This is a genomic window from Flavobacterium rakeshii (genome assembly GCF_009741375.1).
GTDB lineage: Bacteria > Bacteroidota > Bacteroidia > Flavobacteriales > Flavobacteriaceae > Flavobacterium > Flavobacterium rakeshii.
Genome location: NZ_WOWP01000008.1, coordinates 12,490 through 28,651 on the forward strand (window position 1 = coordinate 12,490; position 16,162 = coordinate 28,651).

At 37.7% G+C, this 16,162-nt stretch carries 17 protein-coding genes; 12 read left to right on the plus strand and 5 right to left on the minus strand.

The genetic code is table 11. From position 1 onward, the window contains the following. The first annotated feature begins 6 nt into the window (after positions 1-6). Positions 7-2,433: a phenylalanine--tRNA ligase subunit beta gene (gene pheT, locus GN157_RS01810; RefSeq protein WP_157481424.1), complete on the plus strand. Its 2,427-nt coding sequence runs from the start codon at positions 7-9 to the stop codon at positions 2,431-2,433. Positions 2,434-2,485: 52 nt separating this feature from the next. Here the strand turns inward: pheT and GN157_RS01815 are convergent, their stop codons facing one another. From GN157_RS01815 to gyrA, 3 genes are all read right to left on the minus strand, one after another. Next, positions 2,486-2,857, minus strand: coding sequence for a hypothetical protein (locus tag GN157_RS01815; protein ID WP_157481425.1), 372 nt, complete (start codon positions 2,855-2,857; stop codon positions 2,486-2,488). A 69-nt stretch (positions 2,858-2,926) separates the two neighbouring features. Beyond that, positions 2,927-4,192 (minus strand): tetratricopeptide repeat protein, encoded by a 1,266-nt coding sequence (locus tag GN157_RS01820; RefSeq protein ID WP_157481426.1) that lies wholly within the window; start codon positions 4,190-4,192, stop codon positions 2,927-2,929. A 20-nt stretch (positions 4,193-4,212) separates the two neighbouring features. Next, entirely contained in the window at positions 4,213-6,759 is a 2,547-nt protein-coding gene (gene gyrA / locus GN157_RS01825; protein WP_157481427.1) for a DNA gyrase subunit A, read from the minus strand. Positions 6,760-7,016: 257 nt separating this feature from the next. On the opposite strand from gyrA, the gene GN157_RS01830 reads away from it, so the two are divergent. Continuing rightward, the gene (locus GN157_RS01830) at positions 7,017-9,569 is read left to right on the plus strand and encodes an ATP-dependent Clp protease ATP-binding subunit (protein ID WP_157481428.1); all 2,553 of its coding nucleotides are present in this window, start codon (positions 7,017-7,019) and stop codon (positions 9,567-9,569) included. 192 nt (positions 9,570-9,761) lie between these two features. On the opposite strand, the gene GN157_RS01835 is transcribed toward GN157_RS01830, so the two are convergent. After that, the gene (locus tag GN157_RS01835; RefSeq protein WP_157481429.1) at positions 9,762-10,184 is read right to left on the minus strand and encodes a hypothetical protein; all 423 of its coding nucleotides are present in this window, start codon (positions 10,182-10,184) and stop codon (positions 9,762-9,764) included. Between the two features lie 269 nt (positions 10,185-10,453). Between GN157_RS01835 and rimK the strand changes: the two genes are divergently transcribed. The 10 genes from rimK to GN157_RS01885 all read left to right on the plus strand — a co-directional run bounded on the left by rimK (position 10,454) and on the right by GN157_RS01885 (position 15,957). Then, complete coding sequence (gene rimK / locus GN157_RS01840; protein ID WP_157481430.1) at positions 10,454-11,818, plus strand: 30S ribosomal protein S6--L-glutamate ligase; 1,365 nt, start codon at positions 10,454-10,456, stop codon at positions 11,816-11,818. Between the two features lie 12 nt (positions 11,819-11,830). Further along, positions 11,831-12,196, plus strand: a complete 366-nt coding sequence (locus GN157_RS01845; RefSeq protein ID WP_035133470.1) for a DUF1304 domain-containing protein — start codon at positions 11,831-11,833, stop codon at positions 12,194-12,196. A gap of 2 nt (positions 12,197-12,198) precedes the next feature. After that, positions 12,199-12,396 carry a GldL-related protein gene (locus GN157_RS01850; protein WP_157481431.1) on the plus strand — a complete coding sequence of 66 codons (198 nt, stop codon included), beginning with the start codon at positions 12,199-12,201 and terminating at the stop codon, positions 12,394-12,396. Between the two features lie 3 nt (positions 12,397-12,399). Further along, positions 12,400-12,819, plus strand: coding sequence for a hypothetical protein (locus GN157_RS01855; RefSeq protein ID WP_157481432.1), 420 nt, complete (start codon positions 12,400-12,402; stop codon positions 12,817-12,819). Positions 12,820-12,902: 83 nt separating this feature from the next. Then, a complete protein-coding gene (locus GN157_RS01860) occupies positions 12,903-13,700 on the plus strand; it encodes a hypothetical protein (RefSeq protein WP_157481433.1) in 798 nt (265 codons plus the stop codon). A 45-nt stretch (positions 13,701-13,745) separates the two neighbouring features. Beyond that, positions 13,746-14,291, plus strand: a complete 546-nt coding sequence (locus GN157_RS01865) for a GNAT family N-acetyltransferase (RefSeq protein ID WP_157481434.1) — start codon at positions 13,746-13,748, stop codon at positions 14,289-14,291. Beyond that, positions 14,288-14,716, plus strand: coding sequence for a hypothetical protein (locus GN157_RS01870; RefSeq protein WP_157481435.1), 429 nt, complete (start codon positions 14,288-14,290; stop codon positions 14,714-14,716). The genes GN157_RS01865 and GN157_RS01870 overlap by 4 nt, the downstream gene beginning before the upstream one ends. Before the next feature lie 8 nt (positions 14,717-14,724). Then, complete coding sequence (locus GN157_RS01875) at positions 14,725-15,132, plus strand: DUF1801 domain-containing protein (protein WP_157481436.1); 408 nt, start codon at positions 14,725-14,727, stop codon at positions 15,130-15,132. After that, on the plus strand, positions 15,129-15,527 hold the full coding sequence (locus GN157_RS01880) for a hypothetical protein (RefSeq protein ID WP_157481437.1): 399 nt from the start codon (positions 15,129-15,131) through the stop codon (positions 15,525-15,527). Before GN157_RS01875 ends, GN157_RS01880 begins: the two co-directional genes overlap by 4 nt. 19 nt (positions 15,528-15,546) lie before the next feature. After that, positions 15,547-15,957, plus strand: coding sequence for a hypothetical protein (locus GN157_RS01885; protein ID WP_157481438.1), 411 nt, complete (start codon positions 15,547-15,549; stop codon positions 15,955-15,957). A gap of 67 nt (positions 15,958-16,024) precedes the next feature. Here the strand turns inward: GN157_RS01885 and GN157_RS18060 are convergent. Further along, positions 16,025-16,162, minus strand: a 138-nt coding sequence (locus GN157_RS18060; protein ID WP_157481439.1) for a T9SS type A sorting domain-containing protein, incomplete at its 5' end; no start/stop codon positions are given.

Sequence of the window (16,162 nt, forward strand, 5' to 3'; positions counted from 1 at the left end):
AATACAATGCGTATATCCTACAATTGGTTAAAACAATTTATAAAATTAGACTGGAACTCAGATGAAACTGCCAACCTGTTAACAGATCTTGGCCTTGAAGTAGAAGGTGTAGATAAGTTTGAGTCACTTAAAGGCGGACTTGAAGGTGTAGTGGTAGGCCATGTACTTACATGTGTACAGCACCCTAATGCCGACAGGTTAAGGGTTACAACTGTAGACCTTGGCGATGGCAATGCTCCCGTACAAATTGTTTGTGGTGCACCAAATGTAGCAGCAGGACAAAAAGTACCTGTGGCAACAATTGGTACCAACCTATATGACAAGGAAGGTAATCCGTTCCAAATCAAAAAAGGAAAAATACGCGGGGAAGAAAGTTTCGGGATGATTTGTGCCGAAGATGAACTTGGTATAGGTGAAAGTCATGACGGTATTATGATTCTTAACGAAGACCTAAAACCGGGTACTCCCCTTTCTAAAGTATTTAATATTGAAACCGATGAGGTTTTTGAAATAGGACTTACTCCAAACCGTGCAGATGCAATGAGCCACTGGGGTGTTGCCCGTGACCTGCGTGCCGGTATGATTCAGCGTAATGTAAACACCGAACTTATTACTCCATCGGTAAGTAATTTCAGGATAGACAAACGTACCCTTAAAATTGATGTTAAGGTAGACGATAACAAACTTACACCTCGTTACTGTGGTGTAACCATTTCGGGCGTTACGGTACAACCTTCACCAGCATGGTTACAAAACAGGCTATTGGCTATTGGTATTACACCAAAAAACAATATTGTTGACGTTACTAATTATGTAATGCACGAATTGGGTCAGCCACTACACGCTTTTGATGCAGGAAAAATAAGAGGTAATAAAATCATTGTTCAAACTGCCGAAGCCGGAACTAAATATATTACTCTTGATGATGTTGAACGCACACTACATGAGGACGACCTTATGATTTGTGACGAAAACGGACCAATATGTATTGCAGGTGTTCTTGGCGGAAAAAGATCGGGGGTTAACGAAAATACAGCTTCTATATTCCTGGAAAGTGCATACTTTAACCCGGTATCTATTAGGAAAACAGCAAAAAGACACGGTATAAATACCGATGCTTCTTTCCGTTTTGAAAGAGGTATTGACCCAACCATTACCGAATATGCCCTTAAAAGAGCAGCCCTGCTTATACAGGAAACTGCCGGTGGCGAAATCACATCAGACGTAATAGACATTTACCCTAAAAAGATGGAAGACCATCAGGTATTTGTAAACTTCAAAAATGTGGAGAGAGTAATTGGTCAGGAAATAAACAAGGAGACTATTAAAAAGATATTAGTATCTCTTGATATTAAAATCAACAGCATGTCTGATGCCGGTATTGGTCTTGTTATTCCTTCTTACCGTGTGGATGTAGAAAGAGAAATAGATGTAATTGAAGAGATATTAAGGGTATATGGCTACAACAATGTAAGTTTCTCACAAAAGCTTAATGCCTCTATGTCAAACGCAGCGCGTACCGAAGATTATAAACTGCAAAATATAATCGCAAACCAGTTGGTTTCTGTTGGCTTTAACGAAATGATGGCCAACTCACTTACCACTCCTGATTATGTTAAGCTAAGCGAAAACCTGAAAGAAGAGTTTAACGTTTTAATGCTTAACCCGCTTAGTAGTGATCTTTCGGCAATGAGACAATCATTACTGTTTAGCGCACTGGAGGCTGTTTCCTTCAACATAAACAGAAGAAGAAGTGACCTTAAGTTCTTTGAGTTTGGTAAATCATACCACAAGCTACCTTCAGGTTACGATGAAAATAAGCACCTAACACTTACTCTAACAGGTAACCGTATTCAGGAAAGCTGGACTCAGGCTCAAAAACCTTCAGACTTCTTTATGTTTAAAGGTTATGTAGATATGATACTACAACGCCTTGGCATTAATAAAGTACAAACGCAGCCTGCTACTAACGATGTATTTAGCGAAGGACTTGCTTACACCCTGGGAAGCGAAACTTTAGTTGAGATGGGTGTGATTAAAAAACAGGTATTGAAGCACTTTGATATTAAACAGGAAGTATTTTTTGCCGATTTTAACTGGGGTGCAGTAATAAAAGTAGTTTCTGCAAAAATCAAATTTACTGAGATTGCTAAGTTCCCTGAGGTAAGACGTGACCTTGCACTTCTTGTAGACAATGAAGTATCGTTCCAAAACATTTATGCCATTGCAAGACAAACAGAAAAATCGTTACTAAAAGATATTAACCTGTTTGACGTATATGAAGGTAAAAACCTTCCGGAAGGTAAAAAATCATACGCAGTAAGCTTTATCCTTCAGGATAACACAAAAACGCTTACAGACGTACAGATTGACAAAATAATGGATAAAATAAGACAAAATCTGGAAACACAAACCGGTGCCCAGTTAAGATAATACCAAACAACAAATAAACTAAAGAGCCTCCCTAAACAGGAGGCTTTTTTATTTAATTTACTTTTTGACCATTGTAAGGAGGCGTGTTAATAAAATTTCTCCATGCAATAAGCAAATCTTTAAATTCATCTAAAGGACACACTGGAGGTAAAATATTTTTCCCGTCCTCATCATAAAACTCGATACCATTAGATGTAATAAAAGCTATACCGCCTGCATCAGTGCCAATAAAATCATTTCCTATCTGATCAAAATTTCCCGCTAAAGCCTTATCAATATCATCAATAATCTCATTAATTGTTTCAATATGCCTATATTCAACTATAAAACCTATATCTGTATCTACTCCATTACTGCATTTATAATTACGACCTGCAACCTCTTTATTAACCAGTTTAATACCTCTCTTTTTTAAAATATCCATAACGTAAAAAATTAAAAAAAGGACTACCTGTAGAAGTAGTCCTTTAGAATATAAAACTGAAATGATTTATTATTTTTTTAGCGCTTTAGCTTCGTCCATCATTTCAAGCCCCATGTAAAGGTTACTTAAAAGTGTTCTGAACTCATCTCTTTCAGGCTCTAAATCATAAGCTTTCTTAACGTTTACAAGAGCAGCCTTGTAAATGTCATCTCTTTTCTTTTTAAGCTCGTCATAACGCGCTATATCCTTTTTAGAAGTACCAAGACCGTTCATTTCCTTAACGATAACATCTTCTCCAGCTAACTGAACAATACCCATGTTGTAGTACGCATTAGCATATTTAGGATCTAACTCTACCGTTTTTTTGTAGTATTGCAAAGCCTCGTCATTTTGACCAGACTGAGCCGAAGTAACACCAAGGTTAAAGTATAGGTTAGGATCTTTAGAACCTTTGTCTAATATACTCTGAATTGTTTTTTTATAACCTTCCATATCGCCAGACTCGTAATATATTTGAGCCTCTGCCTGTAATAAACCTATATCATCAGGGTTTTCCTTCTTAGCTTTTTCAATCGCTTTCATTGCTTTAGCGTTATCACCGTTATGAATATAGATAAGCGCAATGTTTTTGATGATATCACCTTTTATTGAAGGATCTTTATGAACACCCGGATCTGTATACCCCTGTCCTTTTACATAAAGATCTCTTGTAGCTTTATCAGAAAAATACTCAACTTCACCTTTTGTATTTTTTGCAGTATAGCTAAGTCTTTTATTCGTAAAACCTAACTGATCTAACTGCTCAAAATACCTAAGTGCAGTATCAAAATCTTTAGCATTAACCGCATAAGCAGCCGCATTGTAAAGATTAATAGTATCTTTTTTATTCAGGTTGTAAGCTGTTTCATATAATGGTACAGCCGCTTTATAATTTTGTTGCTGACCGAATTTTTTAGCTGTTTCAAGTACTGTAGCACTTACCTCAGGGTAAATTTGCTGGGTAATTTCGGGAGTATACTCTCTCTTACCGTTTTTCTCAAGTTCCATTACCTTGTCAAAATCAGCAATAGCACTATTTAAGGCATTTTGATCCTTTTTGGTCATAGCCATATATAGATCATAGTTTCCTTTATAATAGTAAAAATCTGCTTTTTGCTTATCGTCTGCACTTCCCAGTAATGGTTCAGTCTTATCAATAAGCGATTTCATCTCCTGCATAATTTCCGGAGAAGGATCTTTTTTCATTAGTTTCTTCATAGCCTTAAGCTCATCTTTTTGAGCAAAAGCACCTATAGAAATTAATAAAGATGCAGCAATTGCATATTTAGCTTTCATTGTATTCTGGTTTTTTAAGTTTATTCCTGTTCCTGATTGTTTTCCTCATCGTTTTGAGCAGTAGCTTCACCTGTTACGCCATCAATGTTTGTGATATCTTCTGCTTCAGCATCAATGATATCTTCATCTTCTTCACGTAAAACTTTTGCTACAGCAGCGATAGAGTCGTTACCTTTAATATTAATCAGTCGTACACCCTGAGTGGCACGCCCCATAACCCTTAGGTCAGAAACACGCATTCTTATGGTAAGTCCTGATTTATTGATAATCATTAAATCATCATTATCGGTAACATTATTAATAGCAACTAATCCACCGGTTTTATCGGTAATATTAAGGGTTTTAACCCCTTTACCACCCCTGTTTGTTATCCTGTAATCATCCAGACTTGAACGCTTACCATAACCGTTTTCAGATACCACAAGGATTTCGCTTTCCATATCATTTACAGAAACCATACCAACTACCTCGTCGTTGTCATCTTTAAGGGTAATACCACGCACACCCGATGCATTACGTCCCATTGGGCGCGTTTTACTTTCCTCAAAACGAACAAGCTTGCCCGACTTAACCGCAAGCAGCACGTGGCTGTCTCCGGTAGTTAGTTTAGCTTCTAACAGCTCGTCGTCTTCACGAACGGTAATTGCGTTAATACCATTTAACCTAGGGCGTGAATACTGCTCTAAAAGGGTCTTTTTAACAACACCTTTTTTAGTAGCCATAATCACGTAGTGGTTATTAATGTACTCTTCGTTTTTAAGATCCTGTGTACAGATAAACGCCTTAACCTTATCGTCATTCTCAATATTAATAAGGTTTTGTATAGCGCGTCCTTTACTGGTTTTGCTACCTTCAGGAATTTCGTAAACCCTCATCCAAAAACACTTACCTTTTTGGGTAAAGAATAACATGTACTGGTGGTTTGTAGCAGTAAACAGGTGCTCCAGGAAGTCCTGATCGCGGGTAGATGAACCTTTTTGTCCTACTCCACCCCTGTTTTGGGTTTTGTATTCAGAAAGCGGAGTACGCTTAATGTAGCCGGCATGCGAAATGGTAATAACCACATTCTCATCGGCAATAAGGTCTTCAATACTTACATCGGCACCAGAGTACTCAATTTGTGAACGGCGTTCGTCACCATATTTCTCTCTAACCTCAATAAGCTCCTCTTTAATAAGCTGCATTCTCAGCTCTTTGCTTTCTAATAAGGCTTTCAATTCGGCAATCAGTTTCATGATCTCCTCATATTCAGCTCTCAGTTTATCCTGCTCCAGTCCTGTAAGCTGCCTTAAACGCATCTCTACAATAGCTCTGGCCTGGATTTCAGTAAGCTTAAATCGCTCTATTAATTTTTCACGAGCCTCTTCTCCGTCTTTAGAACCACGAATAAGCGCGATAACTTCATCAATATTATCTGAAGCAATGATAAGACCTTCTAAAATGTGCGCACGCTCTTCAGCCTTGCGAAGTTCATATTTAGTTCTTCTTACCACAACATCATGCCTGTGCTCCACAAAGTAATGGATAAGCTCTTTAAGGTTTAATGTATGAGGTCTTCCGTTTACAAGTGCAATATTGTTTACACTGAAAGAAGACTGTAATTGTGTATACTTATAAAGCATGTTAAGCACCACGTTTGGCACTGCATCCTTTTTAAGGATATACACAATACGCATACCTTTCCTGTCAGACTCGTCACGTATGTTAGATATACCTTCAATTCTCTTTTCGTTTACAAGGTCGGCAGTTTTTTTAATCATTTCTGCCTTATTTACCTGATAAGGAATTTCGGTAACAATAATACATTCTTTACCGTCTACCTCTTCAAACCTTGCCTTACCGCGCAATACTACACGACCACGACCTGTTTTAAAGGCTTCACGAACTCCTTCATAGCCGTAAATAACACCTCCCGTAGGGAAATCAGGTGCCTTTACATATTCCATCAGTTCGTCTATCTCAATCTCGTTATTGTCAATATATGCCAGGGTACCGTCTACCACTTCACAAAGGTTGTGAGGCGGCATGTTAGTAGCCATACCTACTGCAATACCCGATGCACCGTTAATTAAAAGGTTAGGTACACGTGTAGGCATTACGGTTGGTTCCTGTAAGGTATCGTCAAAGTTTAACTGGAAGTCAACAGTTTCTTTTTCAAGGTCGGCCATAATATCCTCAGATATTTTTCGCATCCTTGCTTCAGTATAACGCATTGCTGCAGGACTGTCTCCGTCAATCGATCCAAAGTTACCCTGACCGTCTACCAAAAGATACCTCAAACTCCAGTCTTGTGCCATACGTACCATGGCATCATAAACAGAGGAGTCTCCGTGAGGGTGATACTTACCTAATACCTCTCCTACAATCCTTGCCGATTTTTTATAGGCTCTGTTAGAAAGAACCCCAAGTTCGTGCATTCCATAAAGTACTCTTCGATGTACGGGTTTCAAGCCATCTCTAACATCCGGAAGGGCCCTCGATACAATTACTGACATTGAGTAGTCAATATAGGCCGATTTCATCTGGTCCTCGATGTTAATAGGAATTAACTTTTCTCCTTCAGACATAAATAGTTATATTAAAAATTATTTTTATTACAAAACGTGCCAATATACGCATTTTTATTGGCATCTTTCAGCTAAAAGACAATTAATTTACAACATTTATTAACACCTTAAATACGTTAAACAGTTAATAAAGTAATGCCATATAATTTCTTTTTCTGGCTTTTTTTTTGTCTCTTAGCATGACAGGACCTGCCATAGGTATGGTTTTTGTAAAATCTTATTTAAATAGTTAAATTTACAGTATCAATTCTTTTATTATGGATGATAATTTTTCACCAAGGGTCAAAGACGTAATAACCTACAGTAAAGAAGAAGCTTTACGACTGGGTCACGACTTTATTGGTACAGAACATTTGATGCTGGGGATATTGAGGGACGGAAACGGCAAAGCAATTTCTATACTTAACAATATATCTGTTGATTTAGATCTTTTAAGAAGAAAAGTAGAAATATTAAGCCCTGCTAATCCTAACGCGGAGCGCGGGAACGATAAAAAGAACCTGCACTTAACCCGCCAGGCAGAACGTGCCCTAAGAACCACATTTCTGGAAGCCAAGGTTTTCCAGAGTACCTCTATCAGTACGGCACATTTACTGTTGTGTATATTGCGCAACGAGAACGACCCTACAACAAAGTTGCTTAATAAGCTAAAAATCGATTACGAAACAGTTAAAGAACAATTTATCAACATGACATCAAGCGAAGAAGACTATATGGAAAACCAGCCAAGGGCTGAGTCTTACAATGATGATGCAGGACAGGATGACAGTATGCGTGAAAGCACCTTTAATAACCCTACCCCGCAGGGTGGAAAAGCCAACAAAAAATCTAAAACTCCTGTTTTAGACAATTTTGGCCGAGACCTTACCGAACTTGCCGAAGAAGGCAAACTGGACCCTGTTGTTGGTCGTGAAAAGGAAATTGAGCGTGTTTCGCAAATACTTAGCCGCAGAAAGAAAAACAATCCGCTGCTTATTGGTGAGCCCGGTGTGGGTAAATCGGCCATAGCAGAAGGACTGGCCCTGCGCATCGTACAGAAAAAAGTATCACGTATTCTATTCAACAAACGTGTGGTAACACTAGATCTTGCCAGCCTTGTGGCAGGTACTAAATACCGCGGTCAGTTTGAAGAACGTATGAAAGCGGTGATGAACGAACTGGAAAAAAATGATGATATCATTTTATTTATAGATGAGATTCATACCATTGTAGGTGCAGGTGGCGCTACAGGTTCGCTGGATGCCAGCAACATGTTTAAACCGGCATTAGCACGTGGCGAAATACAATGTATTGGTGCCACTACCCTGGATGAATACCGCCAGTATATAGAGAAAGACGGTGCACTGGAAAGACGTTTCCAAAAAGTTATGGTAGAGCCTACATCTGTAGATGAAACCATCACTATACTTAACAATATTAAAGCTAAGTATGAGGAACATCATAATGTTAACTATACACCGGAAGCTATTGAAGCCTGTGTAAAGTTAACTAACCGTTATATGACCGAGCGTTTCCTTCCGGACAAAGCTATTGATGCACTGGATGAGGCAGGATCAAGAGTACATATTACTAATATAAATGTACCTAAACAAATTCTTGACCTTGAAAGGCAACTGGAAGAAGTACGCGAGCTTAAAAACTCTGTAGTTAAAAAACAGAAATATGAAGAGGCTGCAAAGCTTCGTGACGACGAGAAACGTATTGAGAAAGATCTTGCCATTGCTCAGGAGAAATGGGAAGAAGACGCTAAAAACAATCGTGTTACCGTTACCGAAGACAATGTGGCAGATGTTATCTCTATGATGACAGGTATTCCTGTAAACCGTATTGCACAAACCGAAAGCAACAAACTTGCCGGCCTGCCAGAACTTATTAAGAGTAAGGTTATAGGTCAGGATGATGCCGTTGCCAAAATTGCAAAATCAATTCAGCGTAACCGTGCGGGACTTAAGGATCCAAATAAACCGATTGGGTCATTTGTTTTCCTTGGTCAAACCGGTGTTGGTAAAACTCAGCTGGCTAAGGTATTGGCTAAAGAACTGTTTGACTCTGAAGATGCGCTTGTGCGTATTGATATGAGTGAATACATGGAGAAATTTGCCATATCAAGACTGGTAGGTGCGCCTCCGGGATATGTAGGTTATGAGGAAGGCGGACAGCTTACCGAAAAAGTGCGCAGAAAACCATACTGTGTTGTACTTCTTGATGAGATTGAGAAAGCGCACCCAGATGTGTTTAACATGCTTTTACAGGTGCTGGACGACGGTTACCTTACAGATAGCCTTGGCAGAAAAATTGACTTTAGAAACACTATTATAATAATGACATCAAACGTAGGTGCAAGACAGCTTAAAGACTTTGGTCAGGGAGTTGGTTTTGGTACTGCTGCCAAAAAAGCGCAGGCCGACGAGCACAGTAAAGGTGTTATTGAGAGTGCTCTTAAAAAGACATTTGCGCCGGAGTTTATTAACAGGATAGACGATATTATTGTGTTTAATCCTCTTGAAAAAGAAGACATAGACAAAATTATCGATATCGAACTGGCTAAGCTATATGCCCGTATTAAAGACCTTGGGTACAACATTACCCTGTCTGAAAAGGCTAAAAACTTTATTGCCGACAAAGGTTTTGACAAGCAATATGGTGCAAGGCCACTAAAAAGAGCTATACAAAAGTATGTTGAAGATACACTTGCAGAAGAGATTATCACTTCTAAAATAGGTGCCGGAGACGAAATTTTTATGGATCTTGATGATAATGAACAAGAACTAGCTGTGACTATTAAAAAAGCGGAGAATCCGGCTAGTTAATAGTTTAGGATATATATTTAGAAAATCCCCGGCAGTAACAACTGTCGGGGATTTTTGTTTTTAGTCGTGTCATTTCGATATGCAGTGAAACGAAATGAGAAATCTCTTTTGTGTGTTTTTACAATTATAAAAATATTAAGTGAAGAGAAAACAAATCACTTTGTCCCTAGTAATAATCTTCATTTAAGATATCTACTCCCATAAATCTATAGAAAATTCAATATCGTTTTCAGCCAAAAATTTTGTAAAATCTAACGGAAAGATTAAAGCCGGATACTTCTCATACATAACAAGTTCACAGCTTAAGTGGAGGTTAAAATTATACCTCTTTCTAATTAACTGTACATTGTTAATTTTCTCTTTCCACAAGCTTATATATTCTAAGCCTGCGTATTCAATATCAAGATCAATAAATTCCTGTGCAGCAAAATTTATAGAAGTTTCAATGTTAGGCTGAGAACACGTTTTACCATTAGTTAATTGCCTATAGTCACCCATTCTGTAAAAATCTGAATAAAAAGGTAATATATCTGTAAAATCTTCCTCTGTAATACGCTTTATTTCTTCTGAATCAGAATACAACGCTAACCTGAAAATCATTTTTTGTGTAATCATAATTAACAAACTCCTTAGACCAGTATTTTTAAAATATTATAGACAATATTTTTTCAAAAATAAATAATTCCGCATTCTATACCAAAAGGGTTTCTCGCTTTACAACTACTTTATTATTATTAACAAACAAGGTATCACACATCTTTGTTATACTAAAAACCTCACAGTCAATTTGTGAGGATAGTTATATTAAATTTTAAATAAAAATACCGCTACCTCTTTACTTATATAAAAAAAGTAGTACTTTAGAAGTATATAATTATACTAAAATGTTCGACAAAGTTATTGTAGGTAGTGAAGAATGGTGCTCATTTCCGGGACTTGGAATACCGGCTATTAAAGCCCGTGTAGACTCGGGTGCAAAAACCTCTGCCCTTCATGCCATTAACATCAATCCGTTTTTAAAAGATGGCGAAAGCTGGGTTAAGTTTGACATTAACCCCATACAAAACAATACCAAAACCATTATTCACTGTGAAGCTCCGCTTATTGACAAGCGAATTGTAAAAAGCTCCAGCGGATATAGGGAAAAACGCTATGTTATTAAAGCCAACCTTCAGGTAGGCGATACTATGTGGGAGGTTGAGGTTACCCTTACCAACCGCGACTCAATGGGTTTCCGTATGCTGTTAGGTCGTGAGGCCATGAGCGGACGCCTTTTGGTAGACCCAGAGCAAAAATACCTGTTAGGACAGCCTACTACCGAAAAACTTAAAGAATATTACAGCACTAACGACGAGCCTAAAAAAGGACTTCGTATAGGGCTTTTAGCCAGTAATCCTGAACTATACAGTAACAGGCGTATTATGGAAGCAGGTGAACTTCGCGGACACGAAATGCACTTTCTTAACCTTAAGTACTGTTACATGAAACTGGATGCCGAAACTCCCGAAATTCATTACAGGGGCGGCAGGGTACTTAATGACTTTGATGCTATAATACCGCGTATTCGTCCAAGCATGACGTTTTACGGTTGTGCACTTACACGTCATTTTGAAGCATTAAAAGTATACAGCCTTAACTCGGCTGCAGCCATAAGTCAGTCACGAGATAAACTGTTCTCATTACAGTTACTACTTAACAGTGGTATTGACATCCCTACCACAGGGTTTGCCAACTCCCCTCTTGATACTAACGACCTTATTAAAATGGTAGGTGGTTCTCCGCTTATCGTTAAGTTACTGGAAGGAACTCAGGGAAAAGGTGTTGTACTGGCAGAGACCAAAAAGGCAGCAGAAAGTGTTATTAACGCCTTTAAAAGCCTTAATGCCAATATTTTGGTACAGGAGTTCATTAAAGAAGCTAACGGTAAGGATATACGCTGTTTTGTGATTGATGGCAAAGTGGTAGCTTCCATACAGCGTGAAGCATTACCGGGAGAGTTTAGGGCAAACATCCACTTAGGTGGTACGGCTTCTGTTATAAAAGCCACTCCCGAAGAAAAAAGAATTGCCATTAAAGCAACCAAAGCTATGGGGCTTAAAGTGGCAGGTGTAGATATTATCCGTTCCTCTAAAGGTCCGTTATTACTTGAGGTAAACTCCTCACCGGGGCTTGAAGGTATAGAAGGCGCTACCAATAAAGATATCGCCGGAGAGATGATACTCGCCATCGAAAAGAATTTTAAAATCTAAAAACATACAACTATGGCAATAATTTCTTCTTCAATAATAGTTATAGTGGCAATGCTCCACCTTTACATTTTTTGGTTAGAAAGCTTTGCCTGGACAACAAGAGGCAGGAAAGTTTTTAAAAAGTTTCCTGCCGAACTTTTTGAAAAAACAAAACCAATGGCTGCCAACCAGGGTTTATACAATGGTTTCCTGGCTGCGGGGCTGTTATGGTCACTGCTTATTGAAACTCCCGATTGGAGGTTTAACGTAGCCATGTTCTTTTTAGGATGTGTTGCGGTTGCAGGGTTATTTGGTGCGGCTACGGTGCAAAAAAGTATTTTTTACATCCAGTCGGTTCCCGCCATTGCAGGCATGGTTTGCCTCTATTTTAATATTTAATTATGAAGTATATCACTATTATAGTAGTATTTTTACTGGGTTCGATAATCATGATTGTAGGTGCTCTTTTTAAGCTAATGCACTGGCCGGGCTCACATCTTATGCTAATATCAGCCTCAATCCTTCAGGTTATCGCCGTTATAATGCTAATAATAAAACTGTTAACTAATAAGGATAAAAGCAGTTTTCTAAATAAATAAGCTATGAAACTTAAAACAGCTATACTAACACTTGGGCTGCTCCTGCCCTTATGGGGCTTTAGTCAGGATGACGGCTGTTTAAAATTTAAGAACGGTACCTTTAAAGTAACCGATCCCGAAACTAAAAAGGTTTGTATTATTACCCGTAAGGGAGATACCCAAACCGAAAGAATGGAAGACTCTGACCAAACTTATGATTTTAAAATCACTTGGGTAGATAACTGCAAGTATACCGTTAAACCTACTGCTACTACTATTGAAAGGAACAGGGATGTACTTAAAGCCGGAATGCTTACTGTTGAAATTATAAAAACAACCGATTCTTCATACACACAAAAGGTACTGGTAGAAACCAACCCTAAGTTTACCCGTTATGATGAGGTTTATATAGTAAAGAAAAAGGAAAAGAAAACCCTTGATTAATGGTGAAAAAATTACACATTACATTACTCTTATACAAAAACACCTCTTGTTAAAGTATTAACAGCCATAACTCTACAATCAAGATGGATATTGTTTTTATAATCGTTTTTGTACTTACCCTTATCATCATAATAAGCAACTTCAGTTCGGGTGCTAAAGCAGCGCGTGAACGCACTCCTAAAGGCATTAAAGAAAAAAAACAGAAAGAACTTATAAAAGAAAAACAAAAAGCCTGGGTAAATGACGATCTGATATACGATCCCGAAACAGGTGCAAAAATCACTTTAGAACAGGCACAGTCGGGAGTTTGGGATTTACCATCAGAAGAAGAAAAAGCTAAACATGAAGAAGAGCAGAAAATTTTCCTTAACGAACAGGGTATTGAAGCAGGGCATCTTTTTGAACTGTTAAAAGAAAAAGGCTTTAAAGCAAAAAAACTCAACGAAGAACAAATTGAATTTTTAGAACAGTCGGCACTACTCACCCAATATGACGACTGGGGCTATACCGAATGCTTTATTAATAATGATGAAATGGTAGTTTTTTCTCCTTATGTAAAGTTAAAAAGGCTTCATTATGAAGAATCACAACTTATGGTTTGGGTAAAAGTAAATCATGCATCGGGGCATTACTTTATGGAATCCAAAAACACTACAAACAAGCTTTTAGGCAGCTTTGTAAATAAAGAAGATATCAAAATAGAAAACTACAGCACATATACTTTAAAAAAAGGCTTTGATGTTACCAATGCTAAAAAAATACTCGAAAAATTTAGCAATGAAAAAGGATTACAGGTTGAACTAAACAATAATAACCTGCTTATTAAAACCTTAGTTACTCCAAACAGAGACGACTTTGAAAGGATAGAAAAATTAATGTAACAAAAAATTCCATAACTTGGTGGTGTATAAAACAACCAATCACTAATGGAAATTCTGGAAACCAAAAGATTACGCCTCAGGAAACTTACCCCTATGGTAATGGATCAGGTTTTTACCACAATGAACGACCATTCCATAATCGACTTTCTGGGTCTTGCCGATTTTGAATCTCTCGAAAAAGAAAAAGAACGTTACAAAAAAGGACTGCAAACCTACAACAGGAGCTTTGTAAATTTTCAGCTTTTGGAAAAAGAAACCAATCGTGTAATAGGCGGTTGTGGTTTTCATACCTGGTATCCTCTGCACGACCGTGCCGAAATAGGCTACGGCCTGTTTTATGACAGTGATAAGCAAAAAGGACTCATGACCGAAGCCGTTAACACAGTACTGGATTATGGCTTTACCAAAATGAACCTGCACCGTGTAGAAGCACTTACCGCAACCTATAACACAGGTTCACTTAAAATACTGGAACATTTCAATTTTACTTTTGAAGGCACTCTGCGCCAGCATTATAATGTAAACGGCAAAATGGAAGATTCTGTAATGTACTCGCTTTTAAAACATGAATATCAAAACCGTATATCATGAAGAAAGTTATATCATTAGTAGCAGCATTTATATTCGTTTCCTGTGCTTCCGACAGAAATGCACCAAGAAATGCCATGCTCCACTCGGAGGAACTGGAAACCATTGCCGGTAAAATATTTCCGCTTTTTGACTACGAGATAGAAATAGGAGAAAATTATCTGGATAGTTTACCCTTAACTAAAAAAGAAATAAGGCTTTTAAAATATAAACTCAAATGCCCTGAGATTTATATTAATTATGACGAAAAACCAAATGAGAATATAGACAGCCTCGTAGTTTTTAAAAGTGGTGGTTACTGGGTAAAGCAACGAGAGGTAATAATTGATATGCGAAAAAAACCACGAACCACCCTACCCTGCAACTGTTCTGCCATTAAAAACAGAACATATTATAAAACCGATAAAGCTATAATACCAATATCGTAATATACATTATGAGTAAACCAACACCAACCGAACAGGTTACACAACACATAGCCAAAATGACACCGCAGGTTGCCCAAACCATGCAGGCGATACGCGAGGTAATACTGGAAACCTCTCCCGAAATTGGCGAACATATAAAATGGAACTCTCCCGCTTTTTATTATACAGGCGAAATGAAAGCTTTTGATGCTAAAGAATACAAAAGGGACCTTGTGGTATACAATTTGAGGAAGAACGGCAGTATTATGCTTGTTTTCCCTACAGGAGCAACTATTAATGATACTACGGGGATACTGGAAGGTAATTATACTGACGGACGCCGTATGGTAACCGTTACTGATATTACCGACCTGCAAAATAAAAAGCAGGCTTTACAAACCGTAATTAAACAATGGTTAGACCTTATTGAAAAATGAAATTTGAAAAATACCTAATTATACTGCTAACCTTTTTACTGTTTTCCTTTCAGTCGGATAAAAACAGTAGTGATGTTATTGCTAAATGGGTATGGGTAAAGTTTACCGCAGATATGAACATGGAGTTTATAAAATCTGAAAAACTGGATGAAAACAGATGGGGTTTTGAATTAAAAGAAAACGGCAATGCTGTATACATGTACAAAGATCCCTCCTCTTCCGCCTGCGGGAGCCCCTTATTTCTACCAAATTTTATACCTACAGAAGCAAAATGGTATTGGGAAAAAGATTCGGTTATCTGTTTTAAGTACACCTACAATGAGACACTGGAAAATACGTGCTATAAAATAATTAACAAACAGGATGACCAAATGACTCTACTTGAAATTGAATAATCTTAAAAATACAACAGCTATGAAAATATACAAACACACCTTCCTCTACATTACTTTTTTATTGCTTTCCGTTTCCGGATTTGCACAAAACTCAAACTTATACAAAGCATGGCTACCTACCGGGAAACACGGCGATGTTTACACCTACGAGGCTATTAATGACATTGGCGCCTATCCTAATGCCTTTATATTTGATAAAAGCGGAACTTTACTGGAAAAGTATAAAGGTGTAAACTGTGGTACAAGCAAAGTACGTGGCACAGATAAAGACGTTAACAATAATCCTAAAACTCAGGTATTGGGTAAATGGCGTTGGTTAAAACCATCGGTAATAGAGGTGGAAACAAAAGAAAGAGGAACACTTATCAGGAAAAAATATAAGGTATCTAAAGTAGACAACACCTCGTTAATACTTATAGATTTACATTAAAAAATTACTTTAATAAAAAATCCCCAACCGAATGGTTGGGGATTTTAATTTTATATCGTGTTCAGGATTATTGCCTGTACTTGATTACTTTTTTAGAAACACTTCCGTTATCAGTAGTAATGTTAAAAATGTACTGAGCGGCTTCCAGTGCATCGATATCCACTTTGTTTATTCCTGTGGTTACCGTTTGCTGTTTTACAAGTCG

Coding starts and splice junctions, on each gene's coding strand:
- GN157_RS01830 (WP_157481428.1), top strand. CDS start 7,017: ATGGATGATAATTTTTCACCAAGGGTCAAAGACGTAATAACCTACAGT.
- rimK (WP_157481430.1), top strand. CDS start 10,454: ATGTTCGACAAAGTTATTGTAGGTAGTGAAGAATGGTGCTCATTTCCG.
- GN157_RS01845 (WP_035133470.1), top strand. CDS start 11,831: ATGGCAATAATTTCTTCTTCAATAATAGTTATAGTGGCAATGCTCCAC.
- pheT (WP_157481424.1), top strand. CDS start 7: ATGCGTATATCCTACAATTGGTTAAAACAATTTATAAAATTAGACTGG.
- GN157_RS01860 (WP_157481433.1), top strand. CDS start 12,903: ATGGATATTGTTTTTATAATCGTTTTTGTACTTACCCTTATCATCATA.
- GN157_RS01850 (WP_157481431.1), top strand. CDS start 12,199: ATGAAGTATATCACTATTATAGTAGTATTTTTACTGGGTTCGATAATC.
- GN157_RS01885 (WP_157481438.1), top strand. CDS start 15,547: ATGAAAATATACAAACACACCTTCCTCTACATTACTTTTTTATTGCTT.
- GN157_RS01865 (WP_157481434.1), top strand. CDS start 13,746: ATGGAAATTCTGGAAACCAAAAGATTACGCCTCAGGAAACTTACCCCT.
- GN157_RS01870 (WP_157481435.1), top strand. CDS start 14,288: ATGAAGAAAGTTATATCATTAGTAGCAGCATTTATATTCGTTTCCTGT.
- GN157_RS01835 (WP_157481429.1), bottom strand. CDS start 10,184: ATGATTACACAAAAAATGATTTTCAGGTTAGCGTTGTATTCTGATTCA.
- GN157_RS01880 (WP_157481437.1), top strand. CDS start 15,129: ATGAAATTTGAAAAATACCTAATTATACTGCTAACCTTTTTACTGTTT.
- GN157_RS01820 (WP_157481426.1), bottom strand. CDS start 4,192: ATGAAAGCTAAATATGCAATTGCTGCATCTTTATTAATTTCTATAGGT.
- GN157_RS01875 (WP_157481436.1), top strand. CDS start 14,725: ATGAGTAAACCAACACCAACCGAACAGGTTACACAACACATAGCCAAA.
- GN157_RS01815 (WP_157481425.1), bottom strand. CDS start 2,857: ATGGATATTTTAAAAAAGAGAGGTATTAAACTGGTTAATAAAGAGGTT.
- gyrA (WP_157481427.1), bottom strand. CDS start 6,759: ATGTCTGAAGGAGAAAAGTTAATTCCTATTAACATCGAGGACCAGATG.
- GN157_RS01855 (WP_157481432.1), top strand. CDS start 12,400: ATGAAACTTAAAACAGCTATACTAACACTTGGGCTGCTCCTGCCCTTA.